Below are 21,613 nucleotides of genomic sequence, written 5' to 3'. Positions count from 1 at the left end.
ATAAAAAACTAGAGAGACTTAAGCTAGAAACTAGTAAAACCCTCTCCCTTTATCAGGCTGCTTTAGTAGTATGTAGACTTTCCTTTACAAAGACTGATAAGCACAAGTTTTATAGTAACGTACTAAATAATCATAAATCACCATTTCAAACAAACGCTGATTAGAAACAAATAGCCTGTTGATGTTCATGTGAAATATGCTTTGGAAGAAACTCTGTAAGGACATTTCTAAAGATTGGTTTTCTTGATGGTCGATCATATTTTGCAGTGCTGAATTGCTTACTTCGATATTGAAAATGACAGCATTTCTCTCTTCTAAAAACTCATCTGATTGAAGAAAGTCTACATATTTTGGCTTAAACTCCCGATATTTTTTATCCAGTTGAGAATTCAATTTTTTATCAGCATTAAATTCCTGTTTAAAAACAGCATTAAAACCTTTGATCCAATCCAATTTTTCTTGGACTGAAAGGTCAAGTTTATTTAGAATGCGATCAATATAAAAAAGAGAAATAATGATTTTATCTTCATCGTCGTAATCTAAGCATTGCAAGGTAAATTCGCTGCTTTTACAGAACAAACTTTCGGCTTCTTCAATAGTATTCTGTCCGTATCGCTCTATTTCTCTATTATAAGTATCTATTACGATATTTGAAATTTCTCCACTGTCTACATATTCTTGCAGGGTTTTATTAATTTTATAGAGAACTTCACTATAGCTTTCGGTACAGTTCAGTTTAAATCTCAACCGCATATGTGTTTGGGGGTCATTATAGCGAATGAAAAACCATTTTGAAATATAATTATTCTCTTGAAAATATTCTATTAACGGGACAATAGCTTCTTCTAAAATAATATCAGAGGTTTTGATCCCTGTGTAGATCTTCAGATACAACCATTCACTTCCAATAGTAAATTTTCTTCTCTCCATCATCATTTATCTTTTTTATGCATCGGAAAAATAAACTCATGTTTAAAATCGTCATTCTCATTATACAAGAATTCTTCAATTATGATTGACTTTTCATACTGTACAGAATCAATGAACATTTTCAGCAGATCATAATTTTCCAAATTAATGGTAAGCTTGTTATCGGATTTTACCCATTGTATCCATTGGGGGATTCGTTTTTTGCTTCGCCAATCTCTCATCAAAACAAGAAATTTTTCTTGATCATTAATCAATGATGAAAACTGTTTGATTTCTTTTTCTGTCATCTTCCATGAAGCTTTGGATAAAATAATGTTCTTGTATTCTACCCTTGGCAGAAAATTATAAATGTTTTTTAAATTTCCCCAGTTAAAATATAGTCCGGTTCTAGTATTCTGAGAATATAAGTCACATAAAAAATGATAAATAGGCAAAGGGTCTGCGGAATAATTATGAGCATTAGTAAGATAAGGTTTAATCTCTTTATCAAGTTTCTTAGAGCGTAAAACAATTCTGTCATTTTTTAGAGAAATATACAAATCATCAACAGAAATTTGATTTTCATCCGGTAAAATAGATTGAGCCAAATAAGGAATTTCATATTTTCTTAAAGTAGGTCTTCTTATTATATTTCCAATCCGCGCTTCTGGTAAATGAATTATTTCTGCTAAAATAAAGTCCTGGCTTAATTCTTCTTCTTTTTGAGCTATTTTTGTGGTTAAATTTTGTATTTCTGATTTATCACAGCAAAACCTCGCTAGTAAGTTGCCAGCACTACTTCCGCCTCCCCCATTTAAAAATAGTTTCTCTTGGTTCTTTTCAGAAACAATTTCAGCCATAAAAGAAATTGTATTTGGAAGGTCATTCCAGTTTTCTCCAAAATCTATAAAATCTTCGTCCGATAATTCGATTATATATTTATTGCTTAATAAAGCTTCTTGAATTTTCTCGTTTAAAATTTGCTGAATCGGATCAAGTTCTATTGTTAAATTTAATCGTTTTTGAGATAAAGGAAGCTCTAAATCTTCAAGATAAGGATGGAGTCCTTTTATGGTAGCGTCCTGTCTATAGCCAATTCCTACTTCTATATCTAAAGCATAGCTCAAAGGGACTTCTTGTGTTTCAAATCTTTCATAAAAAGCTTTTTTGAATTTCTCGAAGTGAGTTTCCTTTTGATAAGACGTTATTTTATTGAGAAAGCTAATCCCTTCTTTTAATTCTTTTTTCCAAAATGAGGAAAGTTTTAACGCTTCTTGATAATACACATCAGTTTGGAAAAGATGATTTGATTTATATTCTACATTAAAACATTGAATCAATTTTTCTATTTCATTATAACACGAAATTGGATTTCCTAATATCTGATCTAATTCTCCCAGCTTTTTTTGTATTGAAAGTAAGGTTTCAACTTCAGTTTTAGCTTCTATTCTTGTTAAAACAGAAATTATTACTTCTAAAAAATCATTTCCTGCAACAGTAGGTTCTAATTCACTTACTAAAAACTGATTATCAATCAATTCTTCAATAAACTCATTAGCTGCATCCTCAGTTATTTCCTCATTAATAAGAATATCTGCAATTTGCTCAATTGTCTTACCTTGTACAGAAAAATCCAATATTTGTTGTAATTCAATAGATAGAGAAGCCGAAGAAATGATGTATTCTCTTTTTTCTTTAGTATACTCATATTCAACATACCGAATTTTACTTCCAACTTTGTAAATACTACTATTAGGAAAAAATAATAGTCGATTTCTAATTTCTAAAGTTTGTGCAAAATGTTGAGTTAAACCAACAAGAAAATGCATATCTAATTTTGTGTCTCTTAATTTCCCAAGATCAGAATTATAGTTTAATTTTGGCTCTTTGTTGAACTTTCCCAAACCAACTTCTGAAAATAATCCAAAGGGAGTACATCTGGTACTGGTTCTACTGTAGTATTTTAAAATTGTAATTTTGAGCTTTTGAAATTTCTTTGATGAAAATTCTTTTTCTGAATTAAGCCATCTGATTAATTCATTATACACATAAGGAGATGCAAGATAGATAGCTTCTTGGAAAACAGAATTAGTACAAATTATTTTTAATTCTTCGGTAGAAGTTTCATGATCGTCTACATTTTCTTGAAATTTCTTGCGTGAAAATAACGGAGTACGAAAAACATATTCATCGAAAAATTGATACGGAAAACGAGACATTATTTTTTTATGTTTTCTTTAGGTTGGTAATCAGGATGACCTAATTGCCAAAATGCAAAGGCGAAAATATCACTCAAAGTAGAATATGCTTGTGCTACAGGGATATCTTTTCCATGACCTCCTTCGTAGTCTACTTTTAGAAGAATAGGGTTCTTTGAAGTATTATAGGATAGTAGTTTAGCCGCAAACTTTGTTGGCACCCACGAAGCAACTCTTGGATCATTAATTCCAGAAGTAATTAAAGTTGCCGGATACTTTGTTTCTTTTTTTAATTGTTGATAGGCATCCATTTCTAATAACCCCTTAAATTCTACCAAATTATTAGGATTTCCATATTCTTTAAAAGCATTTTCACCAATACCTTCATATCTTGTTGTATTTAAAACCCCTGCTTCTACTATCATTGCGCCATATAAGTCTGGTCTTTCAATCATGGCTCTGCCTATTGTTATTCCTCCGGCACTAGCTCCCCAAATAGCAACTTTTTTTGGGGATGTATATTTTTTCTCAATCAAATATTCTGTACAAGCAGTAAGATCTTTCCAAGAATTTGGTTTCTTTGTTTTTTGTCCATCGATATGCCACTGAACTCCTTTTTCACCACCGCCTCTTACATGAGCAATTGCTAAAATCCCCCCCTGGCTAGCCCATACAAGGTAACTTCTTGCAAAAAAAGGCGAAAAGGATGTTCCAAATGCACCATAACTTTGAATAAGTACAGGATTTTCACCATCTTTTTTTAAATTTTTATTATAAATCAAGGATAATGGCACTTCTGTTCCATCGTAAGACTTAACTGTAGTTTCCTCTACTATAATATCTTTAAATTCAGGATATTCTGTAAGTGGGGCTAGATTTTCTGGTTTAAAAGTATTTGTCGCCAGATCATATTTAAATCGTTGTTCTTCATTTGCCCACCCCGAGCAGTTTACCCATATTTCAGAAAAATCTTTACCTTTTGATTGTAAGCTTATATTTCCTGAAACATATGGAAGTTTTATGGAGACTTCTTTTCCATCTTTATAAAGATATAATTTTGCTTCTACACCATTTTTTGTAGTCGCATAATAAATTCCATCTTTCGTAAGTGTGTATTGGGTAATGACCTCATCTTTTTTTTCAGGAACTAGTACTTCCGGATTTTTGAAATCCTTTGTTTTTACACTACCTCTGCATAACTTGTAGTTAGGAGAATTATATCCTGATAAAAAATAAATATCATCTCTGGACAGTTTTATTGAATAAACTTTGCTCTCTTTATCATATAATAGCTGCCAGTTATTTTTTCCATTTAGCAAATCTTTTTTATCAATTATAAAGGTTTTCCTAAAATCTTCTGCATCTACCAATATACCAATATAATATTTATCGTCTTGATTAAAAGCTAATACAGCAGGAAATTCATCCCTGTTGATTTTTAGATTAGGATTATTGGATTTTGAAAAAACAATCTTCAATTTTTTAGGATCTTCTCCTATTTTATATAATATTGATTGAGTGTCTTTTCTAAATTGTTCTGAGGTAATATCAATGACTGGGTAATAGACATATAAAAAACCACTATTATCTTCCAACCACTTAATTCCCCCAATATTTGAAGGGTTTGTATTCGTAATTTTCTCCGGATATATTTTTTTTGTACTTATATCCATAATTATTACCTCAGATAACTCTTTCCCCTTTTCAGTTAAAGAAATTGCTAATTTACGTCCATCCCAGCTTGGACTAATTAAATTAATTATATAATTATGTTTACCTTCAAGGTTACTATTAAAATTAGCCGGGTCATAAAGCAATTCTTCTTTTCCTTCAAATCCTTGCCTGTAATACACTTTTGCTGTTTTTTCTCCGGCACTTCTTTTTAAATAAAAGTATTTATCATTACTTATAATTTTAAGATCTGAAATTGAGTACCCTTGTCTTCTATCAAGCTCCAATCTTTTTTCCAAATAATAATTTCTGTTTGGAATTGTATTTAAAAGAGAGTTTGAGTAATCAGTTTGAGACCTCATCCAATCAATGGTATTTTGATCCTTTAAATTTTCCAAATTTCTATATTCATCAATTATCTTAATACCGAAATGTTCATCTGTAGCAGGTACAGACAAAGCTGGATTATTTTTTTGAGCTTTATGAAAAATCATAATGAATAATGAAAGACTGAAAATTAATTTATAATACATCACAGATTAAATGATTAATGATAATAAATTTAATGAAAATTAAGCTAACTAATACCCAACTCCGCCAACTCCACCTTGGTCATTACCACTTCCATTATCTGGATTGTTACAACCATCCAAATATTGCTTAGTTCCACCAAATATTTTTTTAGGATTACTAATTTTTACTAATTGTAATTTTTCTAAAGATAATTTTTTTTCTTTCTTGTTTTGTTTTTTCATTTTGATTAAATTAAATACAGCGCAAAGGAAGTAATATTTTTTTTAATTTTGAACCAAATGTATTCCTAAATTCATGAATTTAGGAACACTAAACACTCATCAAAATTATGATAATCAAATAAATAAACACATTTTTAAGTTAATAAAATTTTAAACTTAATCGATTAATTTAATTGTGATATTTTTGCACAATAATAATATGATGAAATTTAAATACTTCATTTTACTAATCTTATTCCACCAATTATTTTATTCACAAAATAATTTAACTGATTCGTTAAAAACATATTCGTATAATGATTTAAGCCAAAAATTCTATAGCTACAATAATAGTAATGAAATAAGAAATGCGAAAATAATTTCAAAATATTACCTGAAAAAAGCAAAATCTGAAAAAAACCAAGAGCAAATATCTGAAGGATATGTAATGATGCATTTCAATGAAAATTTGCCTAATGCTTTAAAGTACCTGGATAGTTTACAAATAATTACAAAAAATTCAGACAAAGATTATTATCCTGCAAGGATTTATCTCCTCCGTGGCAATCTGTATTCTAAATTTTATAATGTAAAGACTGCATTGGGTAATTATGTTTTGACTCTTGATCATGCTAGAGAAAAAGGTAATAAAAGACAAATTGCTTTTGCGGAAATTAGCATTGCATATCTTAATAATTATATTGGGAAATATAGGGATGCGGCAAACACATTACGGCATTATTTATATAATACAGATTATTTAGATAAAAAAGATTATGATAATATTCGTGTAAACCTGGTGGACACTTATATAGAAATTAATAAAATAGATTCAGCCCGAATACTTATAGAAGAAGGATTGCTTTTTAATTCTGAAAATGGTAATACAAATCAATATTATGGATATCTACTTGAGTCAGGATTTTATAATTTAAAAATAAAAAAATATCATATTGCCATTGAAAATCTAATACGATGCAAAAAATATTTTTTCACAACCAATAATATTAAAAATCAAAGCTATACTCTCTTATTTTTAGGACAGTCATATGTCGGATTAAAGGAAACAGAGAAGGCTATAGAAACTTTTATACAGCTAGATTCACATATACAACAGAGTAAACACTTATTTCCTGAGCTTAGAGAAGTATATCCCTATCTTATAAATTATTATAAAGAAAAAAACGATAAAGAAAAACAATTATATTTCATTGAAAAGTTTTTAAAAATTGACCAAATTTTAGATTCTCAATTTAGATATATTTCTCGGGAGCTTCCTAGACGGTATGACAAACCAAGGCTTCTAAAAGAGAAGGAGAACATCATTAATGAGCTCAAAAACAGAAAAAGATTCTTTTATTTTTCTGTTTTAGTCTTATTATTGATACTATTAATATTTATATTCCTATACCGTAAATCTAAAAAAGCTGAAAAGCAACATAGAAAGATTGCTCAAGATTTGATCTATTTTGTTAATGAAAATAAAATCAAAAGAGAAACCATATCTATAAATGAAACATTCTCTGATAATTTCCAAGAGCAAGGAACTATAGAAGATAAAACAACAAAAACCATCTCACAAGATGTAGCTCAAAATATTTTAAAAGAGCTTGAAAACTTTGAAGCTAAAGAACAATTCATAAATAAAGGAATCACTTTAGGAAGTCTTGCGAAAAAAATAAGGACAAATTCTAAATATTTATCCGAGATTATTAATACCTATAAGGGGAAAAATTTTACCGGTTACATAAATGATCTCCGTATCGATTATGCTATCAAGAGGTTAGCAGAAGACAGAAAGTTTCGTTCGTATAAAATATCTTCTATTGCAGAAGAATTAGGATATAACACCGAACAAGCATTCACATTGGCGTTTAAAAAGCGGACAGGAACACCACTTTCTATATATTTAAAAGAAGTTGAAAGGATAGTAGACTCAACAGATTACAAATCAAAAAACACGCTTAAATAACTAATTTACAAGATTTTAATTATTCTAAATTCATGAATCCGTGTACTTAAATTCATGAATTTAGGAACTAATTACTTGCATTACCATTCTAATTTCCTGCATCTTTGTCTCAGGTAAAAACACAAATATTCCTTTTTTATATGTGTACAGTATAAAAAACGAAATATTACAGCTGATCAGCAAAGAAAGCCCATGTCAGGGTTTATATGACAAAAATTAATTAATAATATGAAAATTTTAACAAAATGAAAAAATTAAATGTTTCACAAATGGAAAATTTGAATGGGAGTGGTAATAATCAGGCAGTCCTATGTGGTATAGGAATTGGGCTGATGTTTACTCCTATGTTTTATTTAGGAGCAGCTGTTGCAGCTGCAGGATGTTTAGTAAGTGATAGTTCTAATTAATAATAATCTAAAATAGATAATCTTATGAAAAAAATTAATTTTAATCAGATGGAAAAAATAACAGCTAATGGGGATGGTCAAGACCTTGTAAGCGGAGTCCTTTGTGGACTAGCACTAGGAGCGGCTATTCCTACTGGAGGTGGCTCTTTAGTATTGGCTGCAGTTGGTTGTGGTGTTTTATTTGGAAACTGGTAATTGAAGGTTTAATTTCAAATTAATTAGTACTGTTTCTTATTTAGATAGGAAACAGTACTATAAATAAAATAAAAATTCATGATGAATAATAGACTTGAAATATTAATTATAGCATCCGTTGTTTTTGTGATTTTGTATAATCTTTTTAGTTATATTATCCACAATGAGTTCTACCTTAAAACTATTTTTGCAGCAGTAGTACTCGCTATAGTATATGTCATAATAAAATATAAAAATGAGAAATAGCATATTGTTTTTTATATTAATCCTTCTATATTTCACCCTGACTTTTCTTGATAAGAATTTCATCAGTACGAGTTCCAAAATTTTCGATTTCCTTTCCAAAGACTACCCCAGCGAAATGGTACAAAATTATATGGAGAGCCAGAAAAAATGGTGGTGGGTAAGCTATGCAACAATACCTTTACTTATTGGAATCAAAATTCTACTGGTAACTTTCTGTCTGAACTTTATTAAACTTTTTGATCTTCCTGGGTTAGAAAAAGTAAAATTTTCAGATATAATAACACTTGTTTTAATAGCAGAATTTGTTTTTATCATAGCAGGCTTTTATAAGTTTGTTAATTTTTATTGGATCGATACAGATTATACGCTGGAAAATCTGCAAACCTATTATCCCATCTCTTTATTAAATATAAAAGAATATATTTCAGCTGAGAAATGGCTTGCTTATCCTTTACAATTAGTTAATTTATTTGAATTATTCTATTGGGGAATTCTCGCTTGGGGAATTTGGGAACTTTCAGAACAAAAAATCAGTTTCAAAAAGTCTTTCGGTTTAACAACAATAACTTATGGAATTGGTCTGCTGTTCTGGGTAGGTGTCGTTTCATTTTTCATCCTAAACGCCCAGTACTAATGTATGAAAAATAATAAATTTCTAAAAGCATCAGCTATTATTTTTCCAATTTTGTTGATTGGAATAATGGTGTATTTATTTTTAAACTTTCAGAAAAAGAAAAAAAAAATAGATGCATTGAAAAACATCCCTTCATTTAGCCTTAAAACTATTAATGGAAATTCTTTCACCCAACACAATTTGGCCAGCGAACAGACTAAAGTCATAATATATTTCAGTCCAAGCTGTCATTTTTGTCAGGCAGAAGCAGATGAGTTATCTAAAAGTTATCACACTTATAAAAACATTCAGTGGATATGGGTTGCCAGTGAACCTTTGGAAGAGATCAAACAATTTGCTGTGAAATATAAACTAGATAATCAAATGAATATCTATTGGTGCCACGATGAAATGGCAGCCCTTTATCAAAAATTAGGGATGAACAGTGTCCCTTATTTCTTAGTTTATGATAATAACAATCACCTTATCAAACGAAATTCAGGAGCTATAAAACTAGAAAAAATCATAAACAACTTTGATGAAAGAAAATAGACATATAAAAAAAACATTCTCTCTTCAAAAGGATTTAACCGATTGCGGAATTGGATGTTTACAATCTCTGGTCCAGTATTATGGTAGCAGTATTTCATTAGAAACTCTACGTGAAAAAAGCGGAACAAGCAAAACAGGAACTACACTTTTAGGATTGCATCAATGTGCTAATTCTATAGGCTTTGAGGCGGAAGGATGTGAAGCCGATATAGATGCCCTTATTGAACATGGAGAACCTGTTATTTTACATACTATTATAGATCAAAAATTTGAACATTATGTTATATGCTATTGCTACAATCTTTCTGAAAATCATCAATTTCTTATCGGAGATCCTGCAAAAGGTTTAGAATACTGGACAAGGGAATATCTTGAAGAAGTATGGCAGTCTAAAACCTGCCTTATCCTAAAGCCCAATGCACAGTTTCAAAAAAAAGAACAAACCGATACAGAGAAAAAAAAATGGCTTAGAAATCTTATCAAAGAAGACCAAGAGGCTATTTATACCATTCTTTTTCTAGGCCTTATTTTCTCACTATTGGGCATGTCAATGTCTATTTTTTCACAGAAATTGATTGATGACATTCTGCCAAAGAAAAAAATATCCGTTTTATTGTTAAGCATTTCATTTCTTGGATTTCTACTTTTTGCGAAGGTAATTACTCAGGCGTTGAGGGAACTTTATATTATTAAGCAAAGTAAGTCATTTAATGAGAGGATTAATAAAAATTTCTACTCTTCTCTTCTTCATCTTCCAAAAATGTTTTTCGACAGCAGAAAAGTGGGTGATTTTGTAGCAAGGCTTAATGATACACAAAGAATACAAACCGTAATAAAACAGCTTATAACCAATACTGCCATCGATGTTCTGGGCATTTTAATATCTACCGGCTTTCTTTTCTTCTATTCCTGGAAACTGGCTATGGTATGTATCATTATTTCACCTGTAATTTTCTATATCATCTTCAGTTTTAATAAAAAAATTATTGATGCCCAAAGGAACGTTATGCAGTCCTATAGTATAAACGAGGCAAATTATATTGACAGCATAAGAGGAATAGAAGTTATCAAAGGGTTCTCCAAGCAGCATATGTTTATAAAAAGGAATGAAACCATATTTGGCTTTTTCCAGACAAGGATTTTTGAGCTTGGAAAACTTAACCTAACCATAGCATTATATTCAGGAATGGTTTTGGTTTTCTTTCTTATTGTCATTCTTGGTTTTTCTTCCTATAATGTTTTGAACGGGGAAATTAAAACCGGGGAATTAATGGCGATTATAGGAATTTCCAGTTCACTGCTCTCTTCAATCACTAATCTGGCATTGGTAACCATTCCAATACAGGAAGCCAAAGTAGCCTTTGACAGAATGTTTGAATATTCTTCATTAGAAAAAGAAAAAACGGAGGGCCTGGAAATTACAGAGATTAAATCTATTGACATTGCCAATATTGACTTCAGGTTCAATGGAAGAAGCAGACTATTAAATCAAATCTCTTTTTCCCTTCAAAAGGGAAATATAACGTGTCTTCTCGGAGAAAGTGGAAGCGGTAAAACCACACTGACAGAAATATTACAAAAAAATTATTTACCGGAAAATGGAGAGATTATTATCAATAAAAACATCCCTTTAAAAGATATTTCTATAACTAATTGGCGGAGTTTGACCGGCATAGTCCCACAAAACATACAACTTTTCAATGGGACTATTTTGGAAAACATTATTCTTGAAGAACAGGTTGACGAGTATAAGCTAAGGAAATTAATTTCTCTTGGTTTTGATCAATTTATCAACTCTTTACCTCAGGCCCTTTTAACTTTAGTAGGTGAAGAAGGCATAAATTTGTCTGGTGGACAGAAACAGTTACTTGGCTGGATGCGTGCTTTATATCATGATCCGCAGTTTTTAATCCTGGATGAACCCACTTCTTCTTTAGATAAGGAAAATAGGAAATTCATTTATGAATTAATCCTAAAAATAAAATCTGAAAAGGTAATTTTTATAATCAGTCATTATTTGGAAGATATGAAAGAAATGTCTGATGAGATTTTAATCATAAAAAATACTCAAATGAAAGAATCCAATCATAAATAACTGATCATCAAATAACAATTCTAGATATAAAGAGTCAATAAAATAGTATATAACAAATGAAGCCCTCATTTCTGAGGGCTTCATGTATTTGAAATTTATCTATTATTCTTTAATAAATTTCTTCTGTACCGATTTACCATTGTCTTCGATATCTAAGACATAAACTCCGTTGATCAGCTTGCTTACATTGATCTGATTGTTCAGTAAAATACCCTGACCAATGACCTGTGCTGCGGAATTGTAGATCTTATATTTCGCTCTTTTGCTGATATTCTTCACATACAATACTGAGCTTACCGGGTTAGGATAAATCATGATATCCGTCTGGTTTACCGGATTCGCTATGGCTGGCTTGGAAATTCTTACTGAGTAATCTTCCACTTCACCATTGGCGAACCTTGTACAGTTCACCGGAACTCCATCTCTCATCAATGCAATTCTCATGACCACATACTTATAGCTTGTCATACTTACAAAAGCATCGGCTGGTACACTGAAGGTTCCTGTCACCGGACTTGTGGTATTCGGAGGTGATGTAAATACTCTTTCATCAATATCGAAATATCCGTTTCTGTTGAAGTCTATCCATACTGCGATCCCTTCATCGTGATTGGTCCCATTCCATTTCTTCTCAATCGTGATCTGATTTCCTGTAGATCCCTGAACCATCTCTATGAAAGTATCAGGTACTCCTGTATAATCTGTATAGGTAGAGGGTCCGGAAGCATTTTCCATCTTAGGTCTTCCGTTTGGCATCACTGTAACTTTGGCAATATGCTCGTTCACTGAGCTTCCTGAAGACATTTGACAGTAGATCACTGTAGGGGTCGTGAAATAATACGGAGGTGTATAAGTTCCCGGTGTCCCGTTACAGATATTCACGACCTGCATTTCATATTTCGTATCTTCTAATAATCCTGTTATGGTATAAGCATTATTCGCTACCGGAACATTAGTCCAGCTCGGAATACCTACTTTTCTGTATCTCAGGATATACGTTGCCCCAGGGAAACCTTCCCATATCACTTCAGCTGATGTAGGAGTAAGCTGGGTAATCGTTAATCCCGGAGGAGGCAATTCACATGTTCTCAGGGTCGTAAATACAACAGGGTTTGAATATGGATTAGGTAAAGCTTCTCCTGTACACTGATTGGCAACCTGTACTTCATATTTTGTATACGGATCTAAACCAGATAATGAATAGGTGTTTGCAGGTGGAGCTGGCAGGTTAACAAGATTCCATGTTGTTGTGCCTACTTTTCTCCATCTCATGACGTAGGTAGAGCCTGTTACTAATGGAGTCCATGTTAACAGTGCAGAGTTTGTCGTGATATTCGTCACCGAAATACCCGGAGGTGTAGGATCACATTTTGTAGTAAATGCCTTGATTGGTGTAAAGGCACCTGTAGAAGTTCCGCAGTTGGCTGCAATCTGTAATTCATATGTAGTAAAAGGAACCAGATTGTTCAATGTATGAGGTACCGCAGTAACATATACGGAAGTCCACGTTGCTGTTCCCTGTATTCTATATTGAAGCAGGTAAGTAAGGTTATTCGTGGCAGCTGTCCAGTTAACAACAGCTGAATTGTATGTTATTGCTGTAACGGTAGGATTTGTTGGCGTAACCGTGCTGCAAGGTTTTAGTCTTACGGTATAATCTTCAACTTCTCCGTTTACTGCATTTTGACATATGACAGGAGCACTGGAACGTTTCAGTACCACTCTCATTGTTGTTGTCAACGGACCATTATATGCTCCTGCCGGAACTGCAAAATTAGCCGTAACAGGAGTGGTCGTATTGGATGCTGAAGTAAGGATCTGTTCTATAGTTTCAAAAACTCCATTTCTATTGAAGTCTATCCAGGCAGTAACCGCATCGCTGCTGGTTGCCCCTGTCCATCCTTTTGCTACAGAGATTTGATTACCTGTAGATCCTATTTCCAATGTAATAAGCGTAGCTGGGGTATTGTAACTGGTATAATTATTCTGTACAGTAGTGTTATTCATTACCGGAAGTGCCGGGTTTACAGACGTAATGGTTACATTTGAAATGTGATCATTAGTTCCGGTACCTGTCATCGGGCAATACGTAACCGGAGGAGTCGTAAATTGTATGGAAGGTGAGAATGCACTCTGGCCGCCGTTACATTTTGTGGATACCTGCACTTCATATTGAGTCTGTTCTGTTAAGTTCGGAATGGTGTAGCTATTTCCGGGAGCAGGTACAGGGTCTACTGTAGTCCAAGCTGTAGTTCCTACTTTTCTGTATCTTAATACATAGGTGGCTCCCGTTGCTGCTATCCAGGAAACATCGGCAGTAGCAGGGGTAAGATTCGTCACAGTAATATTGGCAGGCGGCGCATTTGTACATGCCGGCTGATCCGTTAGCTTTACTGCATAATCTTCTACTTCACCATTGGTAAAGCTACCACATACGGCAGGATTAGCAGAATCCCGTAGAACAACACGCATACGGGTTGTAAGCGGACCTAAATAAGCAGTAGCAGGGACCGTAAATATCGCATTTACCGGAGTCGTTGTATTATTGGCAGTATTTAAAACGCGTTCAATAGTCTCAAAAGTACCATTTTTGTTAAAATCTATCCAAACACTTACCGCTTTGCTTGATGCAGCAGCTGGCCAGGATTTAGAAATAGAAACATTATTATTTGTTGACCCTCTAACCAATGTTATCAATTTTGTGATATCAGCAGAATAATCTGTATAATTCGCAGCAGCTGAGTTGTTACTCATCGTATATGAGTTGGTGGCCGCTACGGTTACATTGGAAATATATCCATTATCTGTACTTGTAGAAGTTGCAGCACAATACAGGGTTACAAAAGTTGAAACCGGTGAAAAAGCGCCTGCTGTTCCTGCGCATACATTAGCAATTTGAAATTCATAATGGGTACCTGCTGCCAGACCGCTAAGTGTAACGGTATTCGTTATGGGTGCCGGTGTCACTGTTGTCCATGCTGTAGTTCCTGCAACCTTGTATTGGAAAATGTAGGTTGCATTGAATGACGCATTCCAGGTTACCGTTGCCTGAGCCTGGGTAATCGCTGAAACTATGATTCCTCCCGGTGCAGTGGTGGTACAAATCGGAAGCGTAGCTATTGAAGCAGTCCCGATCGCATAGAATACATTATTAATTGCACTGACTCTGATTTTAGCAGTCCCTCCCACTGTTAATGGAAAGGTAGTGAAATCTACAGCCTGGTTTCCATCATTCGGTGTCGATGCAGCTACAACATTCCATGTAGTTCCGTTATCTGTTGTAAAATCTATTTTGACATTAGCCGCATTGTAAGGTGCTGCGTTTGTATTGACCACATTCCAGGTTACATTGGTAGGACCGTTATTGTAGATGGTTGTTGGGTTTACGATAAAAGGACCGTTGTTGCCTACAATAATAGTCTGTGTTGCCGATTGGGTCTGCTGCTGATTGGCAACAGGATTGTTATCTCTTGCTGTAACGGTAAATTTGGTGGTTCTTCCTACCGTAGATACGGCTTCCCACAGGTTGTTGGCATTGTTTAAAACGCCCGCAAGTACAGAAGACAGTCTTGGGAAATAGCGGGTAGGGCTCACTGTTGGAGCCACAGATCTGAAAGACGGACCTGTCGTGGTATTTCCTAAGTTAGCATTATTAATCACTTCATTGGCGATATCTACCTCCTCCCAGTTAAAAGTCATGGGATCATTCTCAGCGTCCGTAGCAGATGCTGTCAGGACAAAAGCGGTTCCTTTTGGAATATTATAGGTCGTAAGTGGTGTAATTGCCGGAGGCGTATTCGTAATAACTGTTTCAACATCACACGTTTTGCTGATCAGATTAGCCTGAATCTGGGTAATATTGGTTACGTTAAAATAGGGATCTGAATGTGCCTGTACATCGGTAGTAGGCCCGGTAATACCGGCATATCCCATTATACTTGATCCTGAACCCGGCTCCACACTTGTAGAAGAGCCTAACTGAGGGGCAGAATATGAAAAGCTGTGGACTCCTCCCAGCTGGTGACCTATTTCATGGGCTACATAATCAATGTCAAAATTATCTCCTACAGGAGGATTACCGCCTGGAGATGTCCATCCCGAACCTTTATCATTGGATGTAGGCACTATATTATCGCGGCATATACAACCCACACATCCTGCATTTCCTCCAGCTCCTGGAGGAGAAAATAAATGTCCTATATCATAGTTGGCGTTACCTACTGCTGCAGTAATGACATTCTGCACCTGAGAATTCCAGCCAACAATACCGTTAGCTGTTCCGTTTTCTGTTGTGGAATAAGGATCGGTAGTAGCATTGGTATAAATTAAGCTCGGATAATTCTGCAGATTTAAATGGAGTGCAAAATCTTTTTCATAAACCCCATTGATTCTTGTTAAGGTGGCATTCATCGCAGCTAATGCTCCAGCTACAGTACCTCCATGATATTGGGTATATTCTCCGCAGACTGAGAGTGCCAGTCTTAATGTTCTGAATTTCTTATCTGAATTTTTTGCAAAGTCAGTAGCCTGATTGAAGAAGGCTTTTCCTTTTTTTTGAAGCGTCTCGATATCATGTTTTGCACTTTCACTTTCCTCAGTAGAACATACAAAACCTTTTTTATCTTTTCCTGTTTTCGGATGAACTTTATAGATTGTCTTAGCAGCATTGGCTGGTTCTATAAATTCATAGCCTCCATCCTGAATGATCATTGACTGGAAATCATTAGGGGATAAGCTGAATCTTAAATATTTAGAGGGATTATCTATCCCTACTCCAGCATAAGAGCCCAACTGATATTGATCTGCGAGCTCTTTTACTACAACAGGAAAGCTGTAGACTGCAAATTTTTCGATTTTCCCATTCGTGGTAGGCAGGGATATAATCACAGGTTTTGCATTTTTACCTGATTCCTCTGCTTTGGCTAGCTGCAATTTGAGCTGTGAAATGTCCAAAGAGTAATACTTGTCAGATTTTGAATCTTCAGTAGCTTCTTTTCCATAATGCACTGCGGGTATCCATTGGGCATGGATCATCGCAAATAAACACAGGAAGAAGAAAGAAAGAGAGATTTTCTTCATAATTTAAATATTTTGTAATGATTTCACAAATCTAATATATTTTTTATTAAAAAAAAACCTATTCGTTCAAATTATTAAAAATAAAGCAACAAAACACCATGAAACTAAAAAAACAAATAATATTTTATATTTTATATAAAAAAATTCAACGTTTATTGAATTATTAATTAAAAATACCACAACAATATAAAATATGTATATAATAAAAAAAAGCCCTCATTTCTGAGGGCTTTCTATATTTGAAATTTATATATTATTCTTTAATAAATTTCTTTTGAACTGTTTTACCTTCGTCTTCGATATCTATTACGTAAACTCCGTTGATCAGTTTGCTTACATTGATCTGGTTGTTTAATAAAATACCGTCACCGATAACCTGTCCTGTAGAATTGTAGATCTTATATTTCGCTCTTTTGCTGATATTTTTCACATACAATACTGTGCTTACCGGGTTAGGGTAAATCAGAATGTCAGTCTGGTTAACAGGGTTTGGCACTCCCGGTTTAGCGATTCTTACTGAGTAATCTTCTACTTCACCGTTGGCAAAATTAGTACAGTTCACAGGAACTCCATCTCTCATCAATGCTACTCTCATTACTACATACTTATAGTTTGTCATACTTACATAAGCATCCACCGGTACACTGAATGTTCCTGTAACAGGACTTGTGGTATTCGGAGGTGAAGTAAATACTCTTTCATCGATATCGAAATTTCCATTTCTGTTGAAATCTATCCATACGGCAATACCTTCGTCATGATTGGTTCCGTTCCATTTTTTCTCAATCGTAATGCTATTTCCAGTAGATCCCTGAACCATTTCTATGAATGTATCAGGTACTCCTGTATAATTTGTATAGCTAGACGGTCCAGAAGCATTCTCCATTTTAGGTCTTCCGTTTGGTACTACTGTCACTTTAGCGATATGTTCGTTCACAGCGTTTTGAGAAGCCATCTGGCAATAAACCACTGTAGGTGTCGTGAAATAGTATGGAGGAGTGTATGTACCCGGTGTACCGTTACAAACGTTCACTACCTGCATTTCATATTTCGTTTCTTCCAATAATCCTGTTATAGTATAAGTATTCGTTGTTAAAGGAACATTAGTCCAGCTCGGAATACCTACTTTTCTATATCTCAGGATATACGTTGCCCCAGGGAATCCTTCCCAAGTCACTTCAGCCCACGTAGGGAAAAGTTGAAGAATAGTCAATCCTGGAGGAGGAAGTTCACAAGTTCTTTCCGTAGTAAACACTTTCGGATTTGAATACGGGTTAAGAGTGGTTTCTCCAACGCATTTGTTTGCTACTCTTACTTCATATTTTGTATATGGATCTAAACCGGTTAACAAATAAGTATTGGTAGGAGGCGCGATGTTGCTCACCGGAGTCCAAACCGTAGTTCCCACTTTTCTCCATTCCAGTGTATACGTAGAGCTTGCTGCAAGCGGTGCCCATGTAATCAATGCAGAGTTTGTGGTAATATTACTTACCGTAACATTTGGGGGTGTAGGGTCGCATCTTGTTACAAATGGTTTGATTGCTGTAAATGCACCTGGAACATCTCCACACACAGCAGCCACCTGAACTTCATAAGTAGTAGCCGGCGTTAAACCAGTTAATACAAGTGGAATGTTATTTAACAATGCCGAAGCATATACTTGTACCCACGGTCCTGGAGGAGGTCCCTGAAGTCTGTATCTTACAAGATAAGTAACGGTATTGGCAACTCCTGAGAAAGTAAGTGTCGCAGAATTATGGGTTGCAACGATTCCAGGCTGGTTCGGTGTACCATTACTACATGGTCTAATTTTTACAGCGTAATCTTCAACCTCTCCGTTTACTGCATTCTGGCATAATACCGGAGCACTGGTACGTTTCACTACAACTCTCATTGTTGTTGTCAACGGACCTGTATAAGCAGTTGCCGGAACACTGAAATTATTATTAGTAACAGGAGTTGCAGAACTTGCTGCTGAAGTTAAGATTTGTTCTGAAGCTTCAAAAACTCCATTTCTGTTATAGTCAATCCAAGCTGAAACAGCAACATTACTCGTAGCCCCTGTCCATCCTTTTGATACAGACAGTTTATTATTTGCAGAACCTGCATCAAGAGTAATTAATGTTTGAGGCGTTGAATAACTTGTATAGTTAGTCTGTACCGTTGTATTACTCATTACCGGTACACCAGGGTTAGAAGAAGTAACGGTTACATTTGAGATGTGTTCGTTAGTTCCTGTACCTGTCATTGGGCAATAAGAAAGTGGCGGTGTTGTAAACTGTACTGTTGCGGAAAATGCACCTGTAGAAGTTCCACATGTTGTAGATACCTGTACATCATACTTAGTCTGTTCAGTAAGTCCCGGAATTGTATAGTTGTTTACTCCAGCAGCTAAAACCTGAGTAGTCCAAGCCCCACTAGGAGATAATCTCCATCTGATGGTATAGGTTGCGTTGGCAGCAGCCAGCCAGTATACCGTAGCCGTAGTTGCTGTAAGGTTTGTTACTGTAATGTTTGTAGGTGGCGCTGTAGTACAAGCAGGCTGATCGATAAGTTTCACAGCGTAATCTTCCACTTCACCCCAGGTAAAGGTTCCACAAGCAGCGGCGGCAGCGCTTTCTCTTAGCGCAACACGCATACGTGTCGTAAGATTTCCCATATACACTCCCCCGGCAGCACCAGGTACAGGGAAAATAGCAGTAACAGGTGACGTTGTATTACTTGGTGAATTCAGAACCTGCTCAGAAGCTTCAAAAACCCCGTTTCTGTTAAAGTCAATCCACACTCCTGTTCCAAACGACCATTGAGTTCCTGGCCAAGTTTTCTCGATAGTAACAGTATTAGCTCCTAAACCTCTTACTAAGGTAATCAGTCTTGCAGGATCTGCACTATAATCTGTATAATTGCTGAAATCTGAATTACTGATCATTGGTATTGCAGCATTCGGAACAACAGTAACTTTACTGATGAAACCATCAATAGTGGTACTTGTAGAACCAGAAGTACAATACGAAATCGCAGGTGTTGTAAAATTAGTACTTGGAGAGAATGCTCCCGTTGTACCTCCACAGATTGTAGCAATCTGAACTTCATACTGTGTCTGTTCTGTAAGACCAGGTATCGGATAGCTGCTTGATAGTGGCGCAGTGATATTTACGGTAGTCCATGCTCCTGAAGGTGAAACTCTGTATCTTAATACATAAGTTGCTCCAGTTGAAGGTAACCATGTTACAAGTGCTGTAGTTGGTGTAATATTTGAAACTGCAATATTAGCTGGTGGCGCTGTACTACAAGGTTGCAGAGCAATAACATTTAATGTAAAGTCTACAAAATTACCCCATGCTGCAGGCCCACATGAAGTATTGGCACCAATAAATGATGTAGAAGTTCTTACTCTGTAATTTCCAGGAGGCTGTGATCCAGGTATAGTAATAGCTGCTGTTCCATTTGTAGTATATGCCGTCGTTGCCAGAATGGTTTCGCCCGGATCATTAAAGTTCATATTATTATTCCAGTCAACCCAAACATAGTAATTGTACGTGCTGGTTCCACTGTTCAAATTCATGGTTATCGTATTGGTTGGTAACCCAGAAAAAACAGTAGTTGAATTATTAACATAAGCTGTATAGGAATTAGCGGTATAATTTAGATTTGTAATTCCTCCTGTTGTATTAATCGTTTTCAGATAATATGAAGTTGAACTCCCGCCCCCTGTTGGTGTACAGTATCCCGTAAGCACCGTTAGTGGCCCTGTCCATGAACTTTGGTCTGTTGCAGAACATCTTGATCTTACCCATACGTAGTAGGTACTATTGGCAGTCAATGGAGATAGTGTTGCAGTGGTTCCTGTAACCGTCTGTGAAGGTACCGTTGCAGCCGTTGGCGCTGTAGCAGATGTACTGTAATATACATCATATCCTCCTGCAGGTGCAGGTGAAGCAGCCGTCCAGCTTATATTGGCGCTGGTTGGTATTACTGTTCCTAAGGTTAGTGCGGTAGGTGCCACACATGAAGGAGGTGTAGTCACTGTTAACTGTCCAACCCAAGTACTCTGGTCAGTAGCGCTGCATCTTGATCGTACCCATATATAGTACGTTGTATTAGGCACCAATGGAGAAAGGGTCACTCCTGTTCCAGTAGTAACCGTTTGTGTAGGCACAGTTGCAGCCGTAGGGGCCGTAGCTGTTGTACTGTAATAGACATCATATCCTCCTGCGGGTACAGAAGAAGGTGCAGTCCAGCTGATCGCAGCTGTAGTTGCTGTTGTGGCTCCTGAAGTAAATCCTAAAGGAGGTAAGCAAGAAGGTGGCGGACCAAAGGTTAACTGAACATTGGGTCTGTTACCATCCACTGTTCCGTTAGTAGTAGGCGCCGTAGTATCTGCTTCGAGATACATATGTTTCGATGCATTACTGGAATAGGTAAAGGAATTTCCTGTTGAAGTTCCATTTCCACCTCCACCATAGTTTGTTTCAACCAATACCATCAGGTTTTCTGTCCCATTATAATAAAAAGGATTTTGAAGCGTGACCGTATTCCATCCTGTAGGGATGCTGTTTATGGTTCCGTTGTACACTAAAGTAGCACCGGCAGTTGCAGTTGCCCAGTTTTGCGCTGTAATCGTGGTGGTTGCAGCTGGAACAGATTTTAAATAAATCTTTACCGGAGCAGCAATAGTTGTCGCTACCGTAGCATTCCATGCTACCGACAGGACACTTCCACCCGCAGGAATATTCGCTTCCGCAGCGGTATAAAGTGACGCATCTCTTTGGAATCCATAGTAAGTACTCAAAGGATACCTTTGTGTGCTTGTTCCTGTACCAATTGTAACTGTTTGTGCTTGTGTGAACAGCCCAAAGACCATACAAAGCAATGTTATGAGCACCCTAAAGGGCCTGCTCATTTTACAGAGTAAAAATCCACTCATATTTTTTAAAATTTA

General features: G+C 35.3%; 12 protein-coding genes. 6 read left to right on the top strand and 6 right to left on the bottom strand.

Going from position 1 to position 21,613, the window contains the following annotated elements; translation table 11 throughout:
- Window positions 1–84: 84 nt before the first annotated feature.
- Genes NZD88_RS07540 through NZD88_RS07525 form a run of 4 tightly spaced genes read right to left on the bottom strand, consistent with a single transcriptional unit; the run spans window position 85 to window position 5,533 of the window.
- A complete protein-coding gene (locus tag NZD88_RS07540) occupies window positions 85–933 on the bottom strand; it encodes a thiopeptide-type bacteriocin biosynthesis protein (RefSeq protein ID WP_259828506.1) in 849 nt (282 codons plus the stop codon).
- Window positions 933–3,128: a lantibiotic dehydratase family protein gene (locus NZD88_RS07535; RefSeq protein WP_259828505.1), complete on the bottom strand. Its 2,196-nt coding sequence runs from the start codon at window positions 3,126–3,128 to the stop codon at window positions 933–935. The genes NZD88_RS07540 and NZD88_RS07535 overlap by 1 nt, the downstream gene beginning before the upstream one ends.
- On the bottom strand, window positions 3,128–5,311 hold the full coding sequence (locus NZD88_RS07530) for a prolyl oligopeptidase family serine peptidase (protein WP_259828504.1): 2,184 nt from the start codon (window positions 5,309–5,311) through the stop codon (window positions 3,128–3,130). Before NZD88_RS07530 ends, NZD88_RS07535 begins: the two co-directional genes overlap by 1 nt.
- Window positions 5,312–5,359: 48 nt before the next feature.
- Window positions 5,360–5,533 carry a hypothetical protein gene (locus NZD88_RS07525; protein WP_259828503.1) on the bottom strand — a complete coding sequence of 58 codons (174 nt, stop codon included), beginning with the start codon at window positions 5,531–5,533 and terminating at the stop codon, window positions 5,360–5,362.
- 199 nt (window positions 5,534–5,732) lie between these two features.
- Between NZD88_RS07525 and NZD88_RS07520 the strand changes: the two genes are divergently transcribed.
- The 6 genes from NZD88_RS07520 (at window position 5,733) to NZD88_RS07495 (ending at window position 11,592) form a co-directional block, all read left to right on the top strand.
- Window positions 5,733–7,484 (top strand): helix-turn-helix domain-containing protein, encoded by a 1,752-nt coding sequence (locus tag NZD88_RS07520; protein ID WP_259828502.1) that lies wholly within the window; start codon window positions 5,733–5,735, stop codon window positions 7,482–7,484.
- 245 nt (window positions 7,485–7,729) lie between these two features.
- A complete protein-coding gene (locus NZD88_RS07515) occupies window positions 7,730–7,891 on the top strand; it encodes a hypothetical protein (RefSeq protein WP_259828501.1) in 162 nt (53 codons plus the stop codon).
- 24 nt (window positions 7,892–7,915) lie between these two features.
- Window positions 7,916–8,086, top strand: a complete 171-nt coding sequence (locus NZD88_RS07510; RefSeq protein ID WP_259828500.1) for a hypothetical protein — start codon at window positions 7,916–7,918, stop codon at window positions 8,084–8,086.
- A 235-nt stretch (window positions 8,087–8,321) separates the two neighbouring features.
- Entirely contained in the window at window positions 8,322–8,966 is a 645-nt protein-coding gene (locus NZD88_RS07505) for a hypothetical protein (RefSeq protein WP_259828499.1), read from the top strand.
- A gap of 3 nt (window positions 8,967–8,969) precedes the next feature.
- The gene (locus tag NZD88_RS07500; RefSeq protein ID WP_259828498.1) at window positions 8,970–9,497 is read left to right on the top strand and encodes a TlpA family protein disulfide reductase; all 528 of its coding nucleotides are present in this window, start codon (window positions 8,970–8,972) and stop codon (window positions 9,495–9,497) included.
- A complete protein-coding gene (locus tag NZD88_RS07495; RefSeq protein WP_259828497.1) occupies window positions 9,484–11,592 on the top strand; it encodes a peptidase domain-containing ABC transporter in 2,109 nt (702 codons plus the stop codon). Before NZD88_RS07500 ends, NZD88_RS07495 begins: the two co-directional genes overlap by 14 nt.
- Before the next feature lie 102 nt (window positions 11,593–11,694).
- Here NZD88_RS07495 and NZD88_RS07490 read toward each other — a convergent pair whose 3' ends face one another.
- Both NZD88_RS07490 and NZD88_RS07485 read right to left on the bottom strand, forming a co-directional pair.
- Window positions 11,695–16,671: a GEVED domain-containing protein gene (locus NZD88_RS07490; protein ID WP_259828496.1), complete on the bottom strand. Its 4,977-nt coding sequence runs from the start codon at window positions 16,669–16,671 to the stop codon at window positions 11,695–11,697.
- A 253-nt stretch (window positions 16,672–16,924) separates the two neighbouring features.
- On the bottom strand, window positions 16,925–21,463 hold the full coding sequence (locus tag NZD88_RS07485; protein ID WP_259828495.1) for a GEVED domain-containing protein: 4,539 nt from the start codon (window positions 21,461–21,463) through the stop codon (window positions 16,925–16,927).
- Between the last annotated feature and the right edge of the window lie 150 nt (window positions 21,464–21,613).

Source organism: Chryseobacterium pyrolae, from assembly GCF_025153485.1.
In the GTDB taxonomy this organism is placed as follows: Bacteria; Bacteroidota; Bacteroidia; order Flavobacteriales; family Weeksellaceae; genus Chryseobacterium; species Chryseobacterium antibioticum.
Note: the sequence above shows the minus strand (reverse complement) of the source record. Positions and strands in the feature narration are given on the sequence as shown.